This window comes from Alicyclobacillus fastidiosus (assembly GCF_026651875.1).
Lineage (GTDB): Bacteria > Bacillota > Bacilli > Alicyclobacillales > Alicyclobacillaceae > Alicyclobacillus > Alicyclobacillus fastidiosus.
In genome coordinates this window covers 1-25,177 of sequence record NZ_CP104070.1, presented here as the reverse complement: position 1 = coordinate 25,177, position 25,177 = coordinate 1, and the positions used below count along the sequence as shown (strand labels likewise).

At 38.6% G+C, this 25,177-nt stretch carries 11 protein-coding genes and 4 pseudogenes; 7 read left to right on the top strand and 8 right to left on the bottom strand.

The window, feature by feature from the left end; all coding sequences use genetic code 11:
- Positions 1–3,431: 3,431 nt before the first annotated feature.
- The 6 genes and pseudogenes from NZD89_RS30025 to catA form a co-directional block, all read right to left on the bottom strand.
- On the bottom strand, positions 3,432–3,863 hold the full coding sequence (locus NZD89_RS30025) for a hypothetical protein (RefSeq protein ID WP_268008900.1): 432 nt from the start codon (positions 3,861–3,863) through the stop codon (positions 3,432–3,434).
- Between the two features lie 30 nt (positions 3,864–3,893).
- Positions 3,894–4,478 (bottom strand): annotated as a pseudogene (locus tag NZD89_RS30020) (RNA-directed DNA polymerase); the annotation flags it as partial.
- A 156-nt stretch (positions 4,479–4,634) separates the two neighbouring features.
- Positions 4,635–4,955 carry a hypothetical protein gene (locus NZD89_RS30015; protein WP_268008899.1) on the bottom strand — a complete coding sequence of 107 codons (321 nt, stop codon included), beginning with the start codon at positions 4,953–4,955 and terminating at the stop codon, positions 4,635–4,637.
- A gap of 444 nt (positions 4,956–5,399) precedes the next feature.
- Entirely contained in the window at positions 5,400–5,822 is a 423-nt protein-coding gene (locus NZD89_RS30010; RefSeq protein WP_268008911.1) for a hypothetical protein, read from the bottom strand.
- A gap of 2,013 nt (positions 5,823–7,835) precedes the next feature.
- Positions 7,836–7,898, bottom strand: a pseudogene (locus NZD89_RS30215) (hypothetical protein); the annotation flags it as partial.
- Positions 7,899–8,042: 144 nt separating this feature from the next.
- Positions 8,043–8,690, bottom strand: a complete 648-nt coding sequence (gene catA, locus NZD89_RS30005; protein WP_029676039.1) for a type A chloramphenicol O-acetyltransferase — start codon at positions 8,688–8,690, stop codon at positions 8,043–8,045.
- 229 nt (positions 8,691–8,919) lie between these two features.
- Between catA and NZD89_RS30000 the strand changes: the two are divergent.
- From NZD89_RS30000 to NZD89_RS29980, 5 genes and pseudogenes are all read left to right on the top strand, one after another.
- Positions 8,920–9,267 (top strand): annotated as a pseudogene (locus NZD89_RS30000) (tyrosine-type recombinase/integrase); the annotation flags it as partial.
- Positions 9,268–9,593: 326 nt separating this feature from the next.
- The gene (locus NZD89_RS29995; RefSeq protein WP_162274079.1) at positions 9,594–9,806 is read left to right on the top strand and encodes a hypothetical protein; all 213 of its coding nucleotides are present in this window, start codon (positions 9,594–9,596) and stop codon (positions 9,804–9,806) included.
- An 852-nt stretch (positions 9,807–10,658) separates the two neighbouring features.
- The gene (gene repE, locus NZD89_RS29990; RefSeq protein WP_000852146.1) at positions 10,659–11,414 is read left to right on the top strand and encodes a replication initiation protein RepE; all 756 of its coding nucleotides are present in this window, start codon (positions 10,659–10,661) and stop codon (positions 11,412–11,414) included.
- 587 nt (positions 11,415–12,001) lie between these two features.
- Entirely contained in the window at positions 12,002–13,168 is a 1,167-nt protein-coding gene (gene sopA / locus NZD89_RS29985) for a plasmid-partitioning protein SopA (RefSeq protein WP_000772446.1), read from the top strand.
- Positions 13,168–14,139: a ParB/RepB/Spo0J family plasmid partition protein gene (locus NZD89_RS29980; RefSeq protein WP_000817031.1), complete on the top strand. Its 972-nt coding sequence runs from the start codon at positions 13,168–13,170 to the stop codon at positions 14,137–14,139. The genes sopA and NZD89_RS29980 overlap by 1 nt, the downstream gene beginning before the upstream one ends.
- Before the next feature lie 1,405 nt (positions 14,140–15,544).
- On the opposite strand, the pseudogene NZD89_RS30210 reads toward NZD89_RS29980, so the two are convergent.
- Both NZD89_RS30210 and NZD89_RS29975 read right to left on the bottom strand, forming a co-directional pair.
- Positions 15,545–15,702, bottom strand: a pseudogene (locus NZD89_RS30210) (hypothetical protein); the annotation flags it as partial.
- 860 nt (positions 15,703–16,562) lie between these two features.
- Positions 16,563–16,772 carry a hypothetical protein gene (locus tag NZD89_RS29975; protein WP_268008907.1) on the bottom strand — a complete coding sequence of 70 codons (210 nt, stop codon included), beginning with the start codon at positions 16,770–16,772 and terminating at the stop codon, positions 16,563–16,565.
- A gap of 2,240 nt (positions 16,773–19,012) precedes the next feature.
- Here NZD89_RS29975 and NZD89_RS29970 point away from each other — a divergent pair.
- Positions 19,013–19,135: a hypothetical protein gene (locus NZD89_RS29970; RefSeq protein ID WP_268008906.1), complete on the top strand. Its 123-nt coding sequence runs from the start codon at positions 19,013–19,015 to the stop codon at positions 19,133–19,135.
- Positions 19,136–22,725: 3,590 nt separating this feature from the next.
- Complete coding sequence (locus NZD89_RS29965; RefSeq protein ID WP_268008904.1) at positions 22,726–23,058, top strand: hypothetical protein; 333 nt, start codon at positions 22,726–22,728, stop codon at positions 23,056–23,058.
- Positions 23,059–25,177: the final 2,119 nt, after the last annotated feature.

Genomic DNA, 25,177 nt, shown 5'->3' with positions numbered 1-25,177 from the left:
CAGTTGAATTTATGAAATTTAAGCGAGATCTCATCCATGAGTCAGCATATCTAGACTTAGGATACGTGCATATATAGATAAAACAATAACGACTACTACCTCAAAACTCAACTACGATAACATTACTCTAATTCTTAAGTCAGCAAAGAAGTTGAGAGAAAGAGAGAGCTTGGAGGTTTCTGTGAATAGTGTTAATTGTTGTACCTTTGGCTCACCCCTTGAGCTCATTTTATATATCTTGGGATGACTTTCGTGATGAGGGTTATAATGAGAGTGAGCTAGCCCTACCCATATCATAGAGGATTAGTCCATTCCTCCTAGTTTCTCAAGTCTAGGATTAGTTGAATTAGAATTGTTGGGTGAGTATGAGTTATCCTATCCTAGGTTTATTGAGATTGAGACATGTGGTATCAAGGAGACTTGAAATGTCTATCCTTTGATTCTTCATACTAAGTTTGGATTTATCTATTCCCTAAATCCTAGGAATTGCCTCAAGTTGAGGGCTTATAGAATAGGAATTGCCTCTAGGAGAGGTCTTAATAGATATGTCCTTCGCGATCTTCTCCTTCTTAGATTATGCTTATAAAGTCAACTTTTATCTTTTTTTTTAAGGATATTTTGGTGCCTATCTTCTGATTGGATTAGGTTCCTTTACCCTATTTGAAAGATCACCCAAGAGGAGGGTGAATTGGGTGTTTTTATTATTTTTAAAAAATAATGCAAATATTTGAAATAAGATGCAGTAAAATTAGTTGAAAATAACATTTTTCCTAAACTAAAAAGACTTTGCACTAGTTGATAAAATATCCACGAATAAATATGCAACATAATAGATTTTTCGTAAAAATTATTATAAGAAACTTTAATTATTTGATGTATATGAAAATATTAGTATGAGGACATACGCATGTAAGGAAGAATTTAAAAAAAAAACACTTTTGTAATTATAATAATAGACATTTTGAAACACATGAAATCAAGTGTGTACATTAAATAAATGTGTACTTAAATAGATTTGAAAATATTCTACATATGCAATGAAACCTGATGATGTTTGAAAGACTTTTGTGTATGCTAGAAGAATCACTATAGAAGTGACTAATGATGATTAAAATATTATGTGAGTACATAACATAGGATATAAGAAATGTCTTCTGAAAATTGAATGTAAGAAATAGTTATAAAAATGTGAACTAGTATGATTTTTAAGATGATTTCAACCACGAAAACATTTGAATGACATTTAAAAGAGTAATTCTATTAACTATTTTTATGAATAAAAAAATTTGAATGGTAAATGAAAAATGATGTTATTTAAACATAAATAATGAAATCAAACAACATGAACATAGAAAACAAGCACCATGAACACAAAATTTTTTCAGTAGTTCGACCAACATGCTTAGTCTATTACCTTAGCTCATCACTAAGGATTTGAAAACATCCACTAAGAATTTTAGTTTTTGAAGCTTAGCTATAATCCATACATAGTTTTTATAGATTTAACTATAATCTCCACTTTTAACGGACTAAGTAGGAACTTCAACTTTTACAGGAACAACTATAACCTATACATGAGGCTTTTTCATTATAGGCTCTAAGCCACAACCACTACTTTTTCAAGGATCAGCTGTAACTTTTACATGAGTCTTTTTCACACTTGGCTCAACCACTACCAAGACACTGCCCTTTAAGGCCTAGGCATAACCTTTTACAAGTTTCACAAATATATGTGAAAGGATTTCTCAAGAGAAAAATATAAGAATATACAATGATATCAAGTATTTTCTTGAACAAAAGAGAGTTGTAAGAATAAATGAATGAAGCACTCAACTCTCTTATCCAAAATCTGGTTGAGAAAGATATTTATGAAATCTCATCAGATAATTGCTTGGAATTTAGAGAATAAACACGAATATCACTCACTCAAGCTTTTAGAAATTGGCTTGAAAAATAAGGCTTGCTATGTATAGATCTGCACTATGTTGCTTGAACATAAGCATCAATGACTATATATGTCAACGACATAGGCTTTCTCATTAGCTCAACAATCACAACCATTCTCTTAATTAGCAGCTTCATCTCTTGCTGCACTTGGCCTTTTATAGAAGCTTGAGACTCAAGATTTGGCTTCAAACCTGCACACACTCACAACTTCTTTTGAATAACAATCAAATTTGTTAAAATCATATGCAAAATATATGGAAAAATCATGTAACACACTGTGAGTGCTTACTTCATAGAATAAAGAATTAAAGATCTAACGATCAAACTGTTATCTTTTTGCTTTCTAAGTAACGACACTATAATTTTTAAAATATGATGTCAATTACTCGACTAACTCCTAGAGATACTTGACTAATATATGAGCATACTCGATTGGATATCTCATGTAATTAATTATATATAAGCCTCACTCGAGTATGACAAAGTCATTACTTGATTGACTTAGAAGCCATGGAAACTTTACATTAAACACTCGATTACCAAGCTAAGCTTACTCGACTAATAAGAACATATACTCAAGTATAGATAATTGATACTCGATTAATCTTAAGCACATAGATTTAGCTAGATTTAATCCAACCTTTACTCGACTAATATTTATAGATACTCAATTAACAAAATATTTTAGTTAATTGATGAGAAAAATATACTTGACTAAGGAAATGCTTAGAATTTTGATACCAAAAAGATACTCGATTGAAAATAGCTCCTTACTCAACTAATTTTAGAAATACAAAGAGTTTATATAATATACTCAAGTAGGAAACCTTCATAGTTGATTTAAAATAGTTTTGTTGAAAACATTTGATCGACTGGTTTGAAAAACACATAAAGCATAACTTGATTGAAAATATGCTTAGATTTTATAACTATAGAAATACTTGATTTTCTCAAAGGTTTACTAGTGTGTGAGAAAATAATACTCGATTATATAAAGTATCGTACTCGATTATAGCTTTAAGAAACATAGCTTTAGTAAGAACATACTCGAGTAGGTTTCTGTGAAGTCGATTGAATGACTTCAATACTCGATTATTTTAGAAAATATTACTTGATTGAATTAAAAGCTGTTTTATATTGAAAATAGATGTAGAAGCATTAAAAGAATACTTGAATACTTTGCCTTTAAAAGCTTCATAAATACATATACTTAGTTGACCAAAAGGCTTTTATACTTAGAGAATTTTCAAAAACATTTTCTCAAATGTTTTACATCAAACTCGATCAATACAAACTCATATTTTCCTATATTCTTCAAAGTCAACTCCTATACAACAACAACAACATATCCAGCCTTTATCCCACTATGTGGGGTCGGCTACATAAATTCTAGACTTTCATGTATTTCTATCTTTTGTTATATCATCATTGAGGTCCATACACTTCATATCAAACTTTAATGTCTCTCTCAAAGTTTTCTTAGGTTAGCCTCTACTTCTTTTTTTGATTAATTGTTCTATTTCATCAACTCTCCTCACAGGAGCGTCTTTTGGTCTCCTTCTCACATGACCAAACCATCTTAGTCTAGTATCTCTCACCTTCTCCTCTATTGGCACTACTCCTATCTTATTACGAATAACTTTATTTCTAATTTTATCTTTTCTTATATGGCCGCACATCCATCTTAACATCCTCATCTCCGCTACGCTTGTCTTTTGCTCATGTTGGTATTTGACTGCCCAACATTTTGAGTCGTACAACAAAGCTGGTCTTATAGCTGTCCTATAGAATTTTCCTTTCAATTTTAATGGGATTTTACTATCACATAACACCCTTGATGCATTTCTCCATTTTAGCCAACCTGTCTTAATTCTATGTGTGACATCCTCGTGAATTTCTCCGTCTTTTTGAATCACTGATCCCAAATATCGAAAATGGTCTTTTCTTTATAAGATTTGGTCTTCCAATTTTATTATAACATCCTCCACTCTTGCATTCTTACTAAATTTACATTCCATATATTCTGTTTTCTTTCTGCTTAATTTAAATCCCTTCAATTCTAAATTGTTTCTCCATAACTCAAGCTTAGTGTTCACTCCGTCTTTCGTTTCATGCACCAACACTATGTCATCTGCAAATAGCATACACCATGGCACCTTTGTCTGAATATCTTTAGTGAGTTCATCCATTACTAAAGCAAATAAGTATGGACTTAGTGCAGAACCTTGATGCAATCCTATTGTAATTTTAAACGATTCAGTATCCCCTCCGCAAGTTCTGACCCTTGTCCTTGCACCATGATACATGTCCTTAAGGGCTTGTATATAGGCTATTCGGACTCATTTCTTCTCTAAAACCCTCCATAATACTTCTCTAGGAACCCTATCATAGGCCTTTTCTAGATCTATAAACACCATATGTAGGTCCTTCTGATGATCCCGATACCTTTCCATTAGGCGCCTCAGTAGGTATATAGCTTCCATTGTTGACCTACTAAGCATGAAACCAAACTGATTTTCTGAGACCTTTGTTTCTTTTCTGAGCCTCTACTCTATTACTCTCTCCCAGAGTTTCATGGTATGGCTCATTAACTTAATTCCTCTATAATTTTCACAGTTTTGAACATCTCATTTGTTCTTATATATAGGGACCAAAGTACTCATCCTCCACTCATCTGGCATATTTTTTTATTTAAGAATCGCGTTAAAAAATTTCGTTAGCCAGGAGATGCCCTCTTCTCCCATGCATTTCCATGCTTCTATTGGTATATTATCCGGTCCCACCGCCTTATGATTTTTCATCTTTTTTAATGCTTGCCTTATTTCATTTGGACTTATGCGTCGATAAAATGTATAGCTCACATTCCCTTCAGAGTTACTAAGATGTCCCAACCTAACTCTTGTGTCGCCATTATCATTGAATAATTTTGTGAAATACTCCTTCCATCTCTCCTTAATCGCTCCCTCATTCACTAATACATTTTGATTTTCATCTTTTATGCATTTCACTTGATTTAAATTCCTTGTTTTTTTTCTCTTACACTACAACAAAAACAGACATTAACGACCAAAAATTAACGACGACATTAGTTTTGGTTATTAATGTAGTACTATTAACGACTAAATATAAATCCCGTCGTTATAAGATAACTTTTAACGACAAGAAAAATAAGTCGTCGTTAATATACAATTTTCCCGTCGTTAATGACTAAAATTTTTAATTCAAACCATAAAATAATAAAAAAAACTATTAAAATTTAACTAACACTTATATAAGTAATTCTTAATATAATTATATTTTTCTATAAATGCACAAATATAATTATTAAACTATGATAAATGAGCATTAGTTATTTATTGATAATATAATATGTTAAAAAAACATAAACATATTAAAAAGAATACATGAACAAATAAAAAAGAACATATAACATATTATTTTTTATTAAATTATTAAATATTAAAAAAAAACAAATAAATTGAAGAGGCGGGAATCCCCCGCCTCTTCCGCCAGAACCCCCTCCCCCAAAATCCCCGATCCCCAATGGCCCAATCCGCCCCCAAATCCCTAAGTCCCCCTCTCTGGCTCTCAGCTCGCCCCGGCTCTCTCGCCCTCGCCTCTCGCCTCTCGCCCTCGCCTCTCGCCTCTCGCCCTCGCGTCTCACTCGTTGCCTCACCCTCGCCCTCGTTGTCTCTTTTCACTTGCGGCCTCGCCCTCGCTCTCACTTGCTGCCTCGCCCTCGCCCTCGCCCTCGCCCTCGCTGTCTGGCTCTCACTCACTGTTCGCCCTCGCTCTCTCGCTCGCACTCGTGGCTTGCCCTCGCCTCTCGCTTGCTGCCTCGCTCTAGCCCTAGCCCTCGCCTCTCGGTTGCTCACGGCTCGCCCTCACTGGCTGCCTCGCTCTAGCCCTAGCCCTCGCCTCTCGGTTGCTCACGGCTCACCCTCACTGGCTGCCTCGGCCTCGCTCGCCTCTCGGTTATCGCCTCTTGGATATTTTCTTTACTTTTTATTTTTGAAATTTGTTTGCTGCTCATATATGTTAAATTTGGTATATTTGTAGTGTTTTTACTATGGTCCAGTTCCTACCACTCATTTTATTTTCTGTTTTCTTGTTTTTCTAGCTTATTAGGATTCATTCTCAAATGCGATCTGATCCACAACGTGTAGTAAAGTGGGTACCTGACCATCGTACTATTGCTGCTGCCAGGATTGCATCAGAAAAATTGTTAAGGTAACTGTTTACATAATTCCTTAAAATTAAATTGATAATTTCAGGTAGGCCATTGTGGTTATTCCTTGTTCTTAGTATGATATGAGCATTTGTGTACTAGATGTTTTGTGACTTTGTTCAAACATATGATATTGATATGAATGATGGGAGTATACTGTCTGGCAGATAACATATGATCAGATCAATATGGCAGTTCGCATGCTACAGTTCCATTTGGGAAGTCAATTTGTTACAGAAACTGGTATATTTGGGAAAGTAGAAGTTCTAACCAAATTTTGATAGTATATTAGAATGTTACTCTTTTGCCTAACGGGAGTAAGGTGTTTGAGCTTGTGGAAGTAAGAAGAAATGGATGCAAGAATATCTCAAAGATCTTATTTTCTATTGGAATTGACCTCTTGACCTGCAACCCTCTATTCATGTGCCTAGGGTTGTAAATGCGTCCTCAATGGGTCCCAATTAACCCCATTTAACATTAAAACAAGTATAAAAATGAGGGTATAGGTCTAAGGCTCTTTCGAAAATTTATTAAAACAAGTATGTAAATGGAGTTATTTGGGGTTGTGATTTGCTTGATATTAACCACTGAAGAGATAGATGATGAAATGTTCGTGTTTATGATGATGATGTTGACATTATCATACCACTTCTCCTGTGGACCCCACTGCTTGTAATAATCTGGAGTGCCTAAAATATCGAGTCAGGCATCATTTACATGATTTTATCTTCGGTTTGAACATGGGTCAATTTTATGAATAATTTACTGAAATAGTGAAACTCTTATTGATCTTATTTTCAGTTGAAATCTTGTCATGTTGCAGAAAAACCTTCATGAGGTGAGTGTAGTATTGTCACATACCAGGTACTGGTTTCTTGTAGTTAGTGCTGTAGATTCTTGTTCTGCAAATCTAAATGTCCTGACTATCCATTGCAGTGTTGAAGAAGAGTTACATTGACTCTCATCAATGATTCTGAATAACAGTCGAGTAAGTAGCAACGCACACTATGACTATTCACGGCTTGCTGAAAGTAGTCTGTTATATCATGTCTGCATTTGTTAAATACTAGCTAGAGCAAATGTGGTGCAGGCCAAAACAAACATGATGATTTTTCATTAGTAGTGATGACAATGTTGAGCTGGGAGCACATGTGAACTGCTAGAGCTCAGAAGGAGTGAACTAGACTTAAGAGAGAGTGACAGTGGACAGAGAATCCCAGTGTTCTGTAAAGAATACTAATATAAGAGTTTTGTTTTTTTAGGTTGGTAGATATATATATGTGTATGTATATATATATGTACATGAATACTGGTAGTGTTTTTATCCCATATCTCGTGCTCTGTAATTTAATCTATCTCTAATACTATCAATTTTTGTTGTATCTAGTACGATGGATAGGAATTGGATGCGATTGGATGATAGACTTTCTGGTGTTCCTAGGCTGTTTCCTGGTGGGATCCTCTAGAGTCGACCTGCAGGCATGCAAGCTTGAGTATTCTATAGTCTCACCTAAATAGCTTGGCGTAATCATGGTCATAGCTGTTTCCTGTGTGAAATTGTTATCCGCTCACAATTCCACACAACATACGAGCCGGAAGCATAAAGTGTAAAGCCTGGGGTGCCTAATGAGTGAGCTAACTCACATTAATTGCGTTGCGCTCACTGCCCGCTTTCCAGTCGGGAAACCTGTCGTGCCAGCTGCATTAATGAATCGGCCAACGCGAACCCCTTGCGGCCGCCCGGGCCGTCGACCAATTCTCATGTTTGACAGCTTATCATCGAATTTCTGCCATTCATCCGCTTATTATCACTTATTCAGGCGTAGCAACCAGGCGTTTAAGGGCACCAATAACTGCCTTAAAAAAATTACGCCCCGCCCTGCCACTCATCGCAGTACTGTTGTAATTCATTAAGCATTCTGCCGACATGGAAGCCATCACAAACGGCATGATGAACCTGAATCGCCAGCGGCATCAGCACCTTGTCGCCTTGCGTATAATATTTGCCCATGGTGAAAACGGGGGCGAAGAAGTTGTCCATATTGGCCACGTTTAAATCAAAACTGGTGAAACTCACCCAGGGATTGGCTGAGACGAAAAACATATTCTCAATAAACCCTTTAGGGAAATAGGCCAGGTTTTCACCGTAACACGCCACATCTTGCGAATATATGTGTAGAAACTGCCGGAAATCGTCGTGGTATTCACTCCAGAGCGATGAAAACGTTTCAGTTTGCTCATGGAAAACGGTGTAACAAGGGTGAACACTATCCCATATCACCAGCTCACCGTCTTTCATTGCCATACGAAATTCCGGATGAGCATTCATCAGGCGGGCAAGAATGTGAATAAAGGCCGGATAAAACTTGTGCTTATTTTTCTTTACGGTCTTTAAAAAGGCCGTAATATCCAGCTGAACGGTCTGGTTATAGGTACATTGAGCAACTGACTGAAATGCCTCAAAATGTTCTTTACGATGCCATTGGGATATATCAACGGTGGTATATCCAGTGATTTTTTCTCCATTTTAGCTTCCTTAGCTCCTGAAAATCTCGATAACTCAAAAAATACGCCCGGTAGTGATCTTATTTCATTATGGTGAAAGTTGGAACCTCTTACGTGCCGATCAACGTCTCATTTTCGCCAAAAGTTGGCCCAGGGCTTCCCGGTATCAACAGGGACACCAGGATTTATTTATTCTGCGAAGTGATCTTCCGTCACAGGTATTTATTCGCGATAAGCTCATGGAGCGGCGTAACCGTCGCACAGGAAGGACAGAGAAAGCGCGGATCTGGGAAGTGACGGACAGAACGGTCAGGACCTGGATTGGGGAGGCGGTTGCCGCCGCTGCTGCTGACGGTGTGACGTTCTCTGTTCCGGTCACACCACATACGTTCCGCCATTCCTATGCGATGCACATGCTGTATGCCGGTATACCGCTGAAAGTTCTGCAAAGCCTGATGGGACATAAGTCCATCAGTTCAACGGAAGTCTACACGAAGGTTTTTGCGCTGGATGTGGCTGCCCGGCACCGGGTGCAGTTTGCGATGCCGGAGTCTGATGCGGTTGCGATGCTGAAACAATTATCCTGAGAATAAATGCCTTGGCCTTTATATGGAAATGTGGAACTGAGTGGATATGCTGTTTTTGTCTGTTAAACAGAGAAGCTGGCTGTTATCCACTGAGAAGCGAACGAAACAGTCGGGAAAATCTCCCATTATCGTAGAGATCCGCATTATTAATCTCAGGAGCCTGTGTAGCGTTTATAGGAAGTAGTGTTCTGTCATGATGCCTGCAAGCGGTAACGAAAACGATTTGAATATGCCTTCAGGAACAATAGAAATCTTCGTGCGGTGTTACGTTGAAGTGGAGCGGATTATGTCAGCAATGGACAGAACAACCTAATGAACACAGAACCATGATGTGGTCTGTCCTTTTACAGCCAGTAGTGCTCGCCGCAGTCGAGCGACAGGGCGAAGCCCTCGGCTGGTTGCCCTCGCCGCTGGGCTGGCGGCCGTCTATGGCCCTGCAAACGCGCCAGAAACGCCGTCGAAGCCGTGTGCGAGACACCGCGGCCGGCCGCCGGCGTTGTGGATACCTCGCGGAAAACTTGGCCCTCACTGACAGATGAGGGGCGGACGTTGACACTTGAGGGGCCGACTCACCCGGCGCGGCGTTGACAGATGAGGGGCAGGCTCGATTTCGGCCGGCGACGTGGAGCTGGCCAGCCTCGCAAATCGGCGAAAACGCCTGATTTTACGCGAGTTTCCCACAGATGATGTGGACAAGCCTGGGGATAAGTGCCCTGCGGTATTGACACTTGAGGGGCGCGACTACTGACAGATGAGGGGCGCGATCCTTGACACTTGAGGGGCAGAGTGCTGACAGATGAGGGGCGCACCTATTGACATTTGAGGGGCTGTCCACAGGCAGAAAATCCAGCATTTGCAAGGGTTTCCGCCCGTTTTTCGGCCACCGCTAACCTGTCTTTTAACCTGCTTTTAAACCAATATTTATAAACCTTGTTTTTAACCAGGGCTGCGCCCTGTGCGCGTGACCGCGCACGCCGAAGGGGGTGCCCCCTTCTCGAACCCTCCCGGTCGAGTGAGCGAGGAAGCACCAGGGAACAGCACTTATATATTCTGCTTACACACGATGCCTGAAAAAACTTCCCTTGGGGTTATCCACTTATCCACGGGGATATTTTTATAATTATTTTTTTTATAGTTTTTAGATCTTCTTTTTTAGAGCGCCTTGTAGGCCTTTATCCATGCTGGTTCTAGAGAAGGTGTTGTGACAAATTGCCCTTTCAGTGTGACAAATCACCCTCAAATGACAGTCCTGTCTGTGACAAATTGCCCTTAACCCTGTGACAAATTGCCCTCAGAAGAAGCTGTTTTTTCACAAAGTTATCCCTGCTTATTGACTCTTTTTTATTTAGTGTGACAATCTAAAAACTTGTCACACTTCACATGGATCTGTCATGGCGGAAACAGCGGTTATCAATCACAAGAAACGTAAAAATAGCCCGCGAATCGTCCAGTCAAACGACCTCACTGAGGCGGCATATAGTCTCTCCCGGGATCAAAAACGTATGCTGTATCTGTTCGTTGACCAGATCAGAAAATCTGATGGCACCCTACAGGAACATGACGGTATCTGCGAGATCCATGTTGCTAAATATGCTGAAATATTCGGATTGACCTCTGCGGAAGCCAGTAAGGATATACGGCAGGCATTGAAGAGTTTCGCGGGGAAGGAAGTGGTTTTTTATCGCCCTGAAGAGGATGCCGGCGATGAAAAAGGCTATGAATCTTTTCCTTGGTTTATCAAACGTGCGCACAGTCCATCCAGAGGGCTTTACAGTGTACATATCAACCCATATCTCATTCCCTTCTTTATCGGGTTACAGAACCGGTTTACGCAGTTTCGGCTTAGTGAAACAAAAGAAATCACCAATCCGTATGCCATGCGTTTATACGAATCCCTGTGTCAGTATCGTAAGCCGGATGGCTCAGGCATCGTCTCTCTGAAAATCGACTGGATCATAGAGCGTTACCAGCTGCCTCAAAGTTACCAGCGTATGCCTGACTTCCGCCGCCGCTTCCTGCAGGTCTGTGTTAATGAGATCAACAGCAGAACTCCAATGCGCCTCTCATACATTGAGAAAAAGAAAGGCCGCCAGACGACTCATATCGTATTTTCCTTCCGCGATATCACTTCCATGACGACAGGATAGTCTGAGGGTTATCTGTCACAGATTTGAGGGTGGTTCGTCACATTTGTTCTGACCTACTGAGGGTAATTTGTCACAGTTTTGCTGTTTCCTTCAGCCTGCATGGATTTTCTCATACTTTTTGAACTGTAATTTTTAAGGAAGCCAAATTTGAGGGCAGTTTGTCACAGTTGATTTCCTTCTCTTTCCCTTCGTCATGTGACTTGATATCGGGGGTTAGTTCGTCATCATTGATGAGGGTTGATTATCACAGTTTATTACTCTGAATTGGCTATCCGCGTGTGTACCTCTACCTGGAGTTTTTCCCACGGTGGATATTTCTTCTTGCGCTGAGCGTAAGAGCTATCTGACAGAACAGTTCTTCTTTGCTTCCTCGCCAGTTCGCTCGCTATGCTCGGTTACACGGCTGCGGCGAGCGCTAGTGATAATAAGTGACTGAGGTATGTGCTCTTCTTATCTCCTTTTGTAGTGTTGCTCTTATTTTAAACAACTTTGCGGTTTTTTGATGACTTTGCGATTTTGTTGTTGCTTTGCAGTAAATTGCAAGATTTAATAAAAAAACGCAAAGCAATGATTAAAGGATGTTCAGAATGAAACTCATGGAAACACTTAACCAGTGCATAAACGCTGGTCATGAAATGACGAAGGCTATCGCCATTGCACAGTTTAATGATGACAGCCCGGAAGCGAGGAAAATAACCCGGCGCTGGAGAATAGGTGAAGCAGCGGATTTAGTTGGGGTTTCTTCTCAGGCTATCAGAGATGCCGAGAAAGCAGGGCGACTACCGCACCCGGATATGGAAATTCGAGGACGGGTTGAGCAACGTGTTGGTTATACAATTGAACAAATTAATCATATGCGTGATGTGTTTGGTACGCGATTGCGACGTGCTGAAGACGTATTTCCACCGGTGATCGGGGTTGCTGCCCATAAAGGTGGCGTTTACAAAACCTCAGTTTCTGTTCATCTTGCTCAGGATCTGGCTCTGAAGGGGCTACGTGTTTTGCTCGTGGAAGGTAACGACCCCCAGGGAACAGCCTCAATGTATCACGGATGGGTACCAGATCTTCATATTCATGCAGAAGACACTCTCCTGCCTTTCTATCTTGGGGAAAAGGACGATGTCACTTATGCAATAAAGCCCACTTGCTGGCCGGGGCTTGACATTATTCCTTCCTGTCTGGCTCTGCACCGTATTGAAACTGAGTTAATGGGCAAATTTGATGAAGGTAAACTGCCCACCGATCCACACCTGATGCTCCGACTGGCCATTGAAACTGTTGCTCATGACTATGATGTCATAGTTATTGACAGCGCGCCTAACCTGGGTATCGGCACGATTAATGTCGTATGTGCTGCTGATGTGCTGATTGTTCCCACGCCTGCTGAGTTGTTTGACTACACCTCCGCACTGCAGTTTTTCGATATGCTTCGTGATCTGCTCAAGAACGTTGATCTTAAAGGGTTCGAGCCTGATGTACGTATTTTGCTTACCAAATACAGCAATAGTAATGGCTCTCAGTCCCCGTGGATGGAGGAGCAAATTCGGGATGCCTGGGGAAGCATGGTTCTAAAAAATGTTGTACGTGAAACGGATGAAGTTGGTAAAGGTCAGATCCGGATGAGAACTGTTTTTGAACAGGCCATTGATCAACGCTCTTCAACTGGTGCCTGGAGAAATGCTCTTTCTATTTGGGAACCTGTCTGCAATGAAATTTTCGATCGTCTGATTAAACCACGCTGGGAGATTAGATAATGAAGCGTGCGCCTGTTATTCCAAAACATACGCTCAATACTCAACCGGTTGAAGATACTTCGTTATCGACACCAGCTGCCCCGATGGTGGATTCGTTAATTGCGCGCGTAGGAGTAATGGCTCGCGGTAATGCCATTACTTTGCCTGTATGTGGTCGGGATGTGAAGTTTACTCTTGAAGTGCTCCGGGGTGATAGTGTTGAGAAGACCTCTCGGGTATGGTCAGGTAATGAACGTGACCAGGAGCTGCTTACTGAGGACGCACTGGATGATCTCATCCCTTCTTTTCTACTGACTGGTCAACAGACACCGGCGTTCGGTCGAAGAGTATCTGGTGTCATAGAAATTGCCGATGGGAGTCGCCGTCGTAAAGCTGCTGCACTTACCGAAAGTGATTATCGTGTTCTGGTTGGCGAGCTGGATGATGAGCAGATGGCTGCATTATCCAGATTGGGTAACGATTATCGCCCAACAAGTGCTTATGAACGTGGTCAGCGTTATGCAAGCCGATTGCAGAATGAATTTGCTGGAAATATTTCTGCGCTGGCTGATGCGGAAAATATTTCACGTAAGATTATTACCCGCTGTATCAACACCGCCAAATTGCCTAAATCAGTTGTTGCTCTTTTTTCTCACCCCGGTGAACTATCTGCCCGGTCAGGTGATGCACTTCAAAAAGCCTTTACAGATAAAGAGGAATTACTTAAGCAGCAGGCATCTAACCTTCATGAGCAGAAAAAAGCTGGGGTGATATTTGAAGCTGAAGAAGTTATCACTCTTTTAACTTCTGTGCTTAAAACGTCATCTGCATCAAGAACTAGTTTAAGCTCACGACATCAGTTTGCTCCTGGAGCGACAGTATTGTATAAGGGCGATAAAATGGTGCTTAACCTGGACAGGTCTCGTGTTCCAACTGAGTGTATAGAGAAAATTGAGGCCATTCTTAAGGAACTTGAAAAGCCAGCACCCTGATGCGACCACGTTTTAGTCTACGTTTATCTGTCTTTACTTAATGTCCTTTGTTACAGGCCAGAAAGCATAACTGGCCTGAATATTCTCTCTGGGCCCACTGTTCCACTTGTATCGTCGGTCTGATAATCAGACTGGGACCACGGTCCCACTCGTATCGTCGGTCTGATTATTAGTCTGGGACCACGGTCCCACTCGTATCGTCGGTCTGATTATTAGTCTGGGACCACGGTCCCACTCGTATCGTCGGTCTGATAATCAGACTGGGACCACGGTCCCACTCGTATCGTCGGTCTGATTATTAGTCTGGGACCATGGTCCCACTCGTATCGTCGGTCTGATTATTAGTCTGGGACCACGGTCCCACTCGTATCGTCGGTCTGATTATTAGTCTGGAACCACGGTCCCACTCGTATCGTCGGTCTGATTATTAGTCTGGGACCACGGTCCCACTCGTATCGTCGGTCTGATTATTAGTCTGGGACCACGATCCCACTCGTGTTGTCGGTCTGATTATCGGTCTGGGACCACGGTCCCACTTGTATTGTCGATCAGACTATCAGCGTGAGACTACGATTCCATCAATGCCTGTCAAGGGCAAGTATTGACATGTCGTCGTAACCTGTAGAACGGAGTAACCTCGGTGTGCGGTTGTATGCCTGCTGTGGATTGCTGCTGTGTCCTGCTTATCCACAACATTTTGCGCACGGTTATGTGGACAAAATACCTGGTTACCCAGGCCGTGCCGGCACGTTAACCGGGCTGCATCCGATGCAAGTGTGTCGCTGTCGACGAGCTCGCGAGCTCGGACATGAGGTTGCCCCGTATTCAGTGTCGCTGATTTGTATTGTCTGAAGTTGCTTTTACGTTAAGTTGATGCAGATCAATTAATACGATACCTGCGTCATAATTGATTATTTGACGTGGTTTGATGGCCTCCACGCACGTTGTGATATGTAGATGATAATCATTATCACTTTACGGGTCCTTTCCGGTGATCCGACAGGTTACGGGGCGGCGACCTCGCGGGTTTTCGCTATTTATGAAAATTTTCCGGTTTAAGGCGTTTCCGTTCTTCTTCGTCATAACTTAATGTTTTTATTTAAAATACCCTCTGAAAAGAAAGGAAACGACAGGTGCTGAAAGCGAGCTTTTTGGCCTCTGTCGTTTCCTTTCTGTTTTTGTCCGTGGAATGAACAATGGAAGTCCGAGCTCATCGCTAATAACTTCGTATAGCATACATTATACGAAGTTATATTCGATGCGGCCGCAAGGGGTTCGCGTCAGCGGGTGTTGGCGGGTGTCGGGGCTGGCTTAACTATGCGGCATCAGAGCAGATTGTACTGAGAGTGCACCATATGCGGTGTGAAATACCGCACAGATGCGTAAGGAGAAAATACCGCATCAGGCGCCATTCGCCATTCAGCTGCGCAACTGTTGGGAAGGGCGATCGGTGCGGGCCTCTTCGCTATTACGCCAGCTGGCGAAAGGGGGATGTGCTGCAAGGCGATTAAGTTGGGTAACGCCAGGGTTTTCCCAGTCACGACGTTGTAAAACGACGGCCAGTGAATTGTAATACGACTCACTATAGGGCGAATTCGAGCTCGGTACCCGGGGATCCCACGTACAACGACACCTAGACCACCCTCTAGGAGGATTTGAGATAAAGTTGGTCGTAGGTAATGTACTTTGAGGACTGACACTTTCCTATTCGATTTGTAAAGTTATACCTCTTTCAATTTTCAGTGTTATGGGTATAAAGCTTATCCTCCTTTTTTAGATCTTCTAGTATCAATGTGAGCTTCTTCTCTGGAACGTTGTTCCTTAGTGTTGTTGTAATGTTGTGAGCAAACATATAGCTTGTTCAACATCTTAGAAGGGATTTTCACTAAAGAGAAACCAAAGTAGTATCCTTTAATTCATTAGAAATAGTTGTAATGACTAACAAATTATCTACATTGTCTACTTCAGAGGTAACAACCTAGAACTTCTCTATGTACTATGTCAATGATTCTCCCAACTTTTGTTTGACTTGGAGAAGCATCAAACTAGTTTTCCTAGGGCATTGATTCCCTTGAAAACTTTCTGCAAACTAATGCTCTAGCTAAGCAAACGTTTCAGTGTTACTTTTAGCAATGGTGTCATACTAGTCTCATGTTTTCTTATATACAATTATGGTGAAACTCGATAGAGGGTTGCATTAGAATCACCTTTACCTCTATTTCATCTCGATAGAGATGTATGTGTTCAGTTGGGTGCTTAGTTTTAGAAAATTTATTAATGCAGATATTGAAAACGATTGAGAATAGGTTGATCAAGTAATTGATGAGACAAAGAAATGATAACCAACCTTACCACTTGACATCCTCCCTTTGCATGAAGACTTCACTTTAGATCACATATGACTTCGCATGCCTCTTGCTCATTCATGCTCCTATTTCAAGATTGAGACCAACTTTGCCTATCATGACAATCTTGATTTCTCTTATGCTCATCGCTCCTGGTAGGAGAACAACTTCTTTAGTTTCTGTGGTACCAATCTTCCATTCTTCAATCTTCGTGATTGAAATCATGATATGAAGACTATTAAGGCGAAATATTACACCTAACATCATTAACAATTCTTTACTCATCATGGTTATTGGTTTGGTCTCCATTAGCATAGTTTTGGAGACTATCGTCTCTTTCGTTGCCTTAATTAACTTGGGTTTAGTAGTTGTCTAGTGTCGCTACTATTTCCCTAACTATTAACGAGGATTTGTAGTTGCCTCCTTAGCTAATCCAATTGTATGAGAAGAGCCAAGAGATTTAGAGCTTCAAGGTGATCACCCAGTTAATGTCCTTTGTCAGGTGTTTTAGGATCAAATGGATGATTATTGGTGATGGGGTAATCAGTTGGGTAGTTTGTCATCTCACCAAATCAACAAGCCTTCATTCTCATAGATGATGCCAAATTGATGTCTTAAGGATTAGTTACTAATTAAATTTATAGGATTTAATCAAGATCCTGACTGCATGCCAACATGATCTAGATTTAGGACACCTACGTAGACAAGCAAGAATGACTGCCATTACTCTAGTGCTTAAGTCAATAAAGAGTTTGGGAGAAGTTAAAGGCTTATGAGAATAGCATTCAATGTCATACCTTTAGCTTACCCTTGGAGGTCTTTTTATCCATTTTGGTTAAGATTTGTGATGTGAATCACAATGAAAATGAGCTAGCCCGGCCATGTCATAAAGGATTAATTGATTCATCTTGGTTTTACAAGATTGTGATTGAGTTGAACTAGAATTCTTGAACGAGTATGAGTTGTCTTAACTTCAATTTATGGAGATTAGGTGTAATATCCCAAATTTCTAAAGGGCTCCAGAGTAATTTTAACGTGGACCATAGGTGAAATTATCAAAAGATTAAAGATTTAAGTGTAATTTCTTATAGTTATAAGTACCGAATCAATTGCATGGAATGCCCTAGAGCGTAATTGCCTAAGGGGGCGTTTGTTAATCAAGATATGGGATGGAAAAGCCAAGATATGGGATGCATCCCAGACTTCTATCTTTTCCAACATGTTTGTTAAATTTATCTAACAATTCTTGAAAACGTCATTAATGACTTCTTATCTTGATTGTTCAAGATATGCTTATCTTCCCCTCAAGATAAGCATATCTTGGTCTTTATAGATAAGAAAAAATGACAATTGTGTCATTTAGTGCATTTTAAAAAATTTAACAAACAGTTTGATAAAAATCTTGAAATACTTCCCAACCTTATCTTGATTATTCCATATCTTGATTCAGAACGCATTCCGATCTTATCTTGAAACTCTCTTATCTTACTCATTTTAACAAACGCTACCTAAGAAAATAGATATGGTCTCGACGAACATCCCGAGATAGGATTTATGGTATTAAAAGAATTCGAAATCGAGACGATTTTCGGTATAGCTAAAATGCAGTTATGATTTAGGTTGAAAAATTGAATTATCGTAGGGGACTTCTGAAAAATCAACGGAGCCATAGGGGGCTTTGGTTTTGTGTAAGGATCAACTCTGAAGTGGTTTCGGGATGAAACAATGGTCCGGTGAGGGCGCAAGGATGAAATCATCCTTATCTAGTAAGCCATGAGTTATTAATTTTAAATTTTCGGTATCGTAATGCAAATTAATTGGACGTTAGAGAGTGTATTTGTAATTTAAGAAATTCTCAAGTGTAATAAAGATATAATATGGAGATTAAATGTGTGACATATATATATATAATGTATCTAGAGGTATACGCATGAAGCATGGGGGAGTTGCATCACTTAAGGGACAAATTTGCACCAATTAAGGGCATTGGGATTAGAGATTGGAAGAAATGTCAGAGAGAGAGTGGTGGCTAAGGCTTATCCGATGTAAGTGGATATTTATAAGAATGGAAGTGGAAGCAGAGCATGGCCAAGAAAAGCTAAGAGCTTGGGTGAGAGAAGAGAGATTGAGGTAGAGAGCTAATAACCGAGCATAGCAGCGAGAGATGAAGAGAGTGGGTCGATCGTGGTGGCTGGTTGCAGCCACAAGCTCCAAGCAGCCATGCCTGCAAGCTCGAGTGGAGCAGTGCGAGCGGCGGTTGCTGAGTGTGCGGTGGCTCACGCGGTGGTGCGGTGTGGAGGTCAGCGAGGTTGGAGGCGATCGGAACGGGCTGCCACAGTAAGCGGTAACCATAGCCCAGCCATGGCAGCTCGCTACAAAGTTGGGCGCTCGGTAGAGGGCGGCCAGCAACAGCCGTGGTGATGGGAACTGGGTGTGGCAGCGATCAGAGGGCTCGATGTAGGTCCGAGAGGCTGTCGGTATGGGTGAAGGTAGCCGACAATGCGAGGTGCAGCAGCTGGGTGGGCTGTTTGCGCGCCCAGGAAGAAACAGAGGAAGAAGAAGAAGGAAAAGGAAAAAGAAAAGAAAAGGAAAAAAAAGGAAAGAAAATGGAAGAAAATGTGAGAAAAAGTAAGAAAATTCTAGAAAAATAGGAAATGGAGATTTATTAATATTTCAGAGATTTTGGAGAGCAAAATTGTTCGGGCACACATTTTGAGGTCAAACATGAAAATTGAGGCAGTGCACGAAAATCCAGGTAGTGCGCAAAAATTGTGATGGTGCATGAGAATCAAGGGTGTACAAAAATCGAGGTGGTGTGTAAGAAGCGAGGATTTGCACACGTTTTGATGTTAGGACACGCATATCGAGGAAGCTTGAGAGGCTAAGTCAAGATGAGTAAAATTTTCTAAAAAATTTTAGAAATTAAAGAATGTTATTTTATGAATTTTTATAGTGAAATATTTAGTTTGGATTTATTGAGGAAAATATGAAGAAATAGAGAGAAAATTAAAGAAAATGTAAGAAATTATGAAAAAATAAGTTTTAATACTTATTTAAATAAATATGATGATTAGGATGCTTTGAGGCTTAATTTGAAGTGACTTGTACTAATTTTGAGGTTAGCACGTAAATTGAGACGATGCACTTATTTTGAGATAATGCGCGAAAATCGAGATAGCCCGATAAGGTTGAGAAGGTAAGTGGTTCAACCAAAAAAAAAAAACCCAATTTATGAAAACGTTTTGTTATCATGTTGTCATGTCTTTGTATGCTATGCATATTACGTAGAGTGCATTTACATTTTCTGATGATAAAATATGCATATGAGCACGATGAGATTCACGGTCATATATTGCATGGGTATGAGATTAAGGACTGGCATTGTTGCTTTGCCATGGATGCACCCATACACCTCGATCTGCCAGGAGATTGTAAAAATGATGAGTAACAGTTGGGTGCGGTCGATCCAAATGTAAGAGTAATAATGTTATGTGCATTGAATTCATACATATGCATTAAATGATGTACCCTTACTTAAATGATTTATCATCTAATTTGAGCTTTATCTCTGGAATATTCAAACTTTCCAAATAGAGATTGTAGCAGAAACGAGGATGAATAAGGCATGAAATGACACTTAACAAAGTGTATGATGAATTAAATGTATGTTATGTATCCCATGCATTTAAGTTCTACTACTTTGAATTTTGAACGTTTTGAGGAATAATGATGTATAACTTCATTTATGGTTAATGATGATATATAATCTTATTTGTGATTAATGTTGAAATGGTAGGTTCAATTCTAGCTTCCGTAATTGATGTTTTTGATGATTCTCTTTTGAGATAAATGTATAAAAATTTTGGGATAAATATGAAGAATGATATGGTTTAACAATAGTTTTTAAGAAAAAATTATTATCCTAAAATTACATTAAATTATAACACGTCCGAAAAAATGGGGTGTTATATTAGGATATGTAGCAGCAAGGGGATTTGGAATGTCTATCCCATTATTTTTCATATTAGGTGTGAATTTATCTATTCCATAAATACTAGGGATTGCCTCAAGTTAACGGCTTATAGAATAGGTATTACCACAGAATGAGGATTTTAACTTATAGGTCTTACAATTGATGTTTGGGGACCATCCCCCATTCCTTCAATTTATAATTTTAAGTATTTTGATACTTATGTTGATCACTTTACAAAATATATTTCCTATTAGGCACTACTTGTAAAAAAATCTGTTAATTTGCTACCATGTACTCAGATAATATGGAGGAGGAGTTGAATAATCAATATCTCCCAAGCTTGTTCAAATGCTCATTCTACAAGTGAAGATCAAATCAAATCATCTTTCGAAAGCTCATTTGATTGATTGCATCGAGGAGGAAATGGAATTAGTGACTCTTTAGGAAAATGCCCATTTCCTCATAAAATGGAAGGAAAGGATGTCCATTCCATGGAATAGTTATATATGCTTCTCACCTATATACGTACCCTTGTCTTGCCATGTATATATAATATACTTGTCTTAATCTGATATCCAACCTCTCCATTTACTCGATGGCTCCCACAAGTCCTCTTCCGGTCTTATCGTCGTCGTCACCCGCTGGAGCCGCCATGACCCACCATCTCCTCCTGGGAGACGCCGCAAATTGCTATCCTCCATCGATAACCACCGGTTCCACCAATTTGACCGACCCTCATCTCCTCCACTGTCCGCTGCAGCCAACTACATCCAACAAATATTTATTAAATTAAAATAAATTATTTTAATAAAAAAATTTCTATTAAAATAAAAAATTCTAGCCTCAAAAGGAAAAATAAAAAAAAAACTAATTTTTATTTTATTAAAAATAACGTCTAAAATTTCTGAAAATTTATTTTTGGCTTGATAATTTTTTTTATTACAATAAAAAAATATTTTAAATTTTTTTAATGTCTTTAGCTGAAAAAAGAAAATATATTTTTTCCTAAACTATACTCAATAATTACTTGAATTTTTTGATTTATATAAAATAAAAAATATGTTTTCCAATTTTTACACTACTGAGGGTATTTTTTTCAATTAATTATTTTTTTTATTTTATTTCATCAAAATTAAAATATATCAAACATAATAATAAAATAAAATAACCATTTGATAAGAGTAGGGGAGGGGGTATGTATGTATACATATATATATATATTTAATTAGATTTTTAACATAATTTTTTTGCATAAAATTATGTTAAAAATCTAATTAAATGTCATGAACTAAATGAGATAAAATTTCTATAATACCCTTATGTTTTAGGCTTTAGCACACTGAAATCATTATTAATTAAATAATCAAAAGAAAAAGCATAAGTAGAGCTAAAATGTACAAAAGCTTAGGTTATTCTCTTCATATTTCGATTTTCACTTTTAAGTTTTAAATTTATTTTTAAATTTATATTTTGAATGACTGTTTTGAAATTGTCAAAAATACATTTTTTTTGTTTATAACGTTTTCTACATTTTAAAAATTTTGAATATGTTTGTGATAAAAATACTCAAAACGATTTTTTATAATTTTGATTTTTTATAATTTTTTTTTAAAAATATAAAAATAAATATATTTTTACTGTTTTAAAAAATTAAAAATAAAAAAAATAAAAACAATAAAGATAACATGAACTTAATCACTAATCACTGCAAACAAGCATGTTCAATATATAGGCCCTGTCACTCCACATGCCACGCCAAAATGAATCAATCACTCATCTCACTTGCACTTTTTTTATTAGATTAATTTTTTAATATTTTTATCATAACACCACCAACATGATTAAAATAACTTTTATCATATAAAAATAAAATCATAAGATATGTTACATATAATACAAGTTACCAAAAACTATGATACAAATTATAAAGGTTTTAAAAAAATAAGATTATGAATAAAAATAATTGTTGATTCGTAATTTATATAATTATTGCATCACATAGCAGGTTTGAGGTTTGATATAAGAGATAGTTTTAAATTATTTGTTTAATTAAAAATAATTTTTTATTACCATAAAAAAATTAGTGATTGTATTTTTGAGGTTAATAAATATACATGTATATGTTATATATATATATATATATATTGTAATTAAGCTCATTAAATATGCAAACCATGAGGGGCATTGTTGGAAAGAAGTCTCCGGATGAGTGTTTCTTAAAGCCTGAACACAGCAGCTCAAAGCTTCTAGAGCAGAGTGTATCTTCCCATGGCAGCCACCACATCCACCGGCTGCTCCAGCTTCTTCAATCTCAGAGGCAGCCAAGTCGAGCCCAGGGTCCGGTCGCCCCCGGGCCACGGCTCGCCCGCGTGCCAGAAGCTCGACGGGGTGGCCACGTGGTTCATCCACGGCGTTTCCAGCGCTTTCTTCGCGTCTCTGGAACGATGCTCTTGCATCCGCATAGCCACTCACGAGGACGACGGCGACGACGCCAAGGACTTGCCGTTGATCTTCAACGACGGAAACCACCGGTATGACGTCGGCGGGTCTGGCAGCCGGAGGCGCGCCGGCAAAGGAAAGAAGGGAGCCGGGGAGGAGTAATAAATTTAACAACAATAAACTGCATGTGTTGTTCTTTGGTGAGTTGTAATGATCAATTTGGAGTCGCGGTGTTTGTTGGTTTGTGTTTGGAAGGATTAAGGATGGAAACTGGATGATCTGTGAGTTTATTGTCTCTATTGCTTTCATCTTTTCTTTTGATTATCATTCTGTTATATAATCAAAAACCAGTGATCGCAAATATCCTACTCTTATCTTCTTAATTACCTCCAAAGTTGCAGACAATTCCAAATTGTATTTAGCTTGTGAGCTAAGCTAATTAAAGAAGAGATGAATGAGCTTTGTTGTAATAAAAGTGTTTAATTTTCTTAATTAATAACTGCTTTCTGATTGATTAACTTGGAATAGGATTTGCCATGATCAAGCAACATAATCCAGCATTTCTTTTTCATCAAAAAGAAAATCTTTGAAAGGTTCTAGCCAGTAGGAAGATAATGAGTTATTTTAAGGGTGTCCTTATTTTTAATATATGTTACTAATAAATCAGATTTCTATTGCCAAATCCAAAATTAATGTTTACATATCTGCCACATCTTTGTGAACTGGCTAGTATTAGTCTATTGGTTTACAAAATTAATTAATTAAACATGAAATGACATATAATAGTTCTAAAAAACTAATATTATATATATATGTCTTTTTATAAAAATATGATGATTCTTTATCTGCATGGGTCCTTGAAGGGCGCCAGATCTTAATAATTGATTGAACTAATACAGCTTGCATGCTACTAAAGCAAGCAAACAAGCATGCATCAAAGGCACTTTTGGTTCTTTTAATCTCTCTCATGATGATTTTGAGTGAATAACAATGATTCTGTCATTTAGGTGATCATATGCTACTGACCACTTGCCAAGGCACCTTTAACTTTTGTTTTTTCATTTGTTTCTCCTAAATTAATGCTGTCAAACAGTAAGGAATCCTAAGACAACTGCAGCCAATGTCCGCACTTGTGCCTTAATGAACAGAACATGTTTCGTCCAGTGGCCTTGTCCCCTTGTCCCCTTCATAGAATATGCCAATCTCCGTTGGATCTTGGGTTTGTTCAGATAGAAAAGATGAAGATATATAGAAGACTAATTAGAAATGTTTAGTTATGATTGTTGCATTTTTTTCCTTTTTCTTTTGCCCGGGGTTTGGGGGTGGGGGCTTGTTTCTACAGTATATAAAATGTAATGAAATTTTTGTTTCATATATATTGTATGACAATAACTTTTTAAACTAGTCAAGATATATTTTTGTTCTTTTATAACACTGAGTTTTCACATTAATTTCTTAAAAATAATTTTTGAATATAATAATTTGCTAAAATAATTTCCTCAAACTTTTGTTATTTTTTTTTCTTTAGCATATATATGGTGTTAGTGCCTTAATACTAAATTTAGATGACATCTAATATATGTAATATGAATTAATGATGTATTCTTGCAAATTTATAAATGATCATTTCTTCATTCACAACTCTTTTTATATAAGAATGAGTCCCTAAATATTCTAATAAACATTTTATTTTTAAATTATTAAGAATATATGACAAAAATCTTTAGTTCGGAATTTCTTAAAGTGATTCTTGGCAAAAGGATCTAAGGGGCTGGATCCGGGCAATCCAAGGGAGGCCTATATATATATATTATGTTTGGGTTGAGGTTGGTACAAGTTAAAGCTCGTGCCAGCCCCCGGATCCACCACTAATTCCTAGTCCTCAAATTTCTCAAAAAGGGAATATGATTAATCGATTATGGACTGGCACCTAGGCTACTACTATTGATTAGTATAAGATGCTAATGATAATGAATGGTGAGTCACATATTATATTGCATGAGATATAGATAGTAGACATATGAGTGGATATTAGTCGAACATCTACTGAATGTGATGCCTATAACAAATCACATAGTTGAGAGGATTAATGACATATTATTAATTTTCTATTGTGAACTAGTCCTCAAACCGAATGCAACACAGTTGTCTTGTATGCTGAAGTTAGAGATTTGCCGCTGAGCAGAACCATCTAGAGTGAGGTGAGAATGCTCTCTGTGTGGTCTCTATGCAATAGTATATGGAGGCAGGTGATTGCTGATGAGATCTATTGATCTCCAGC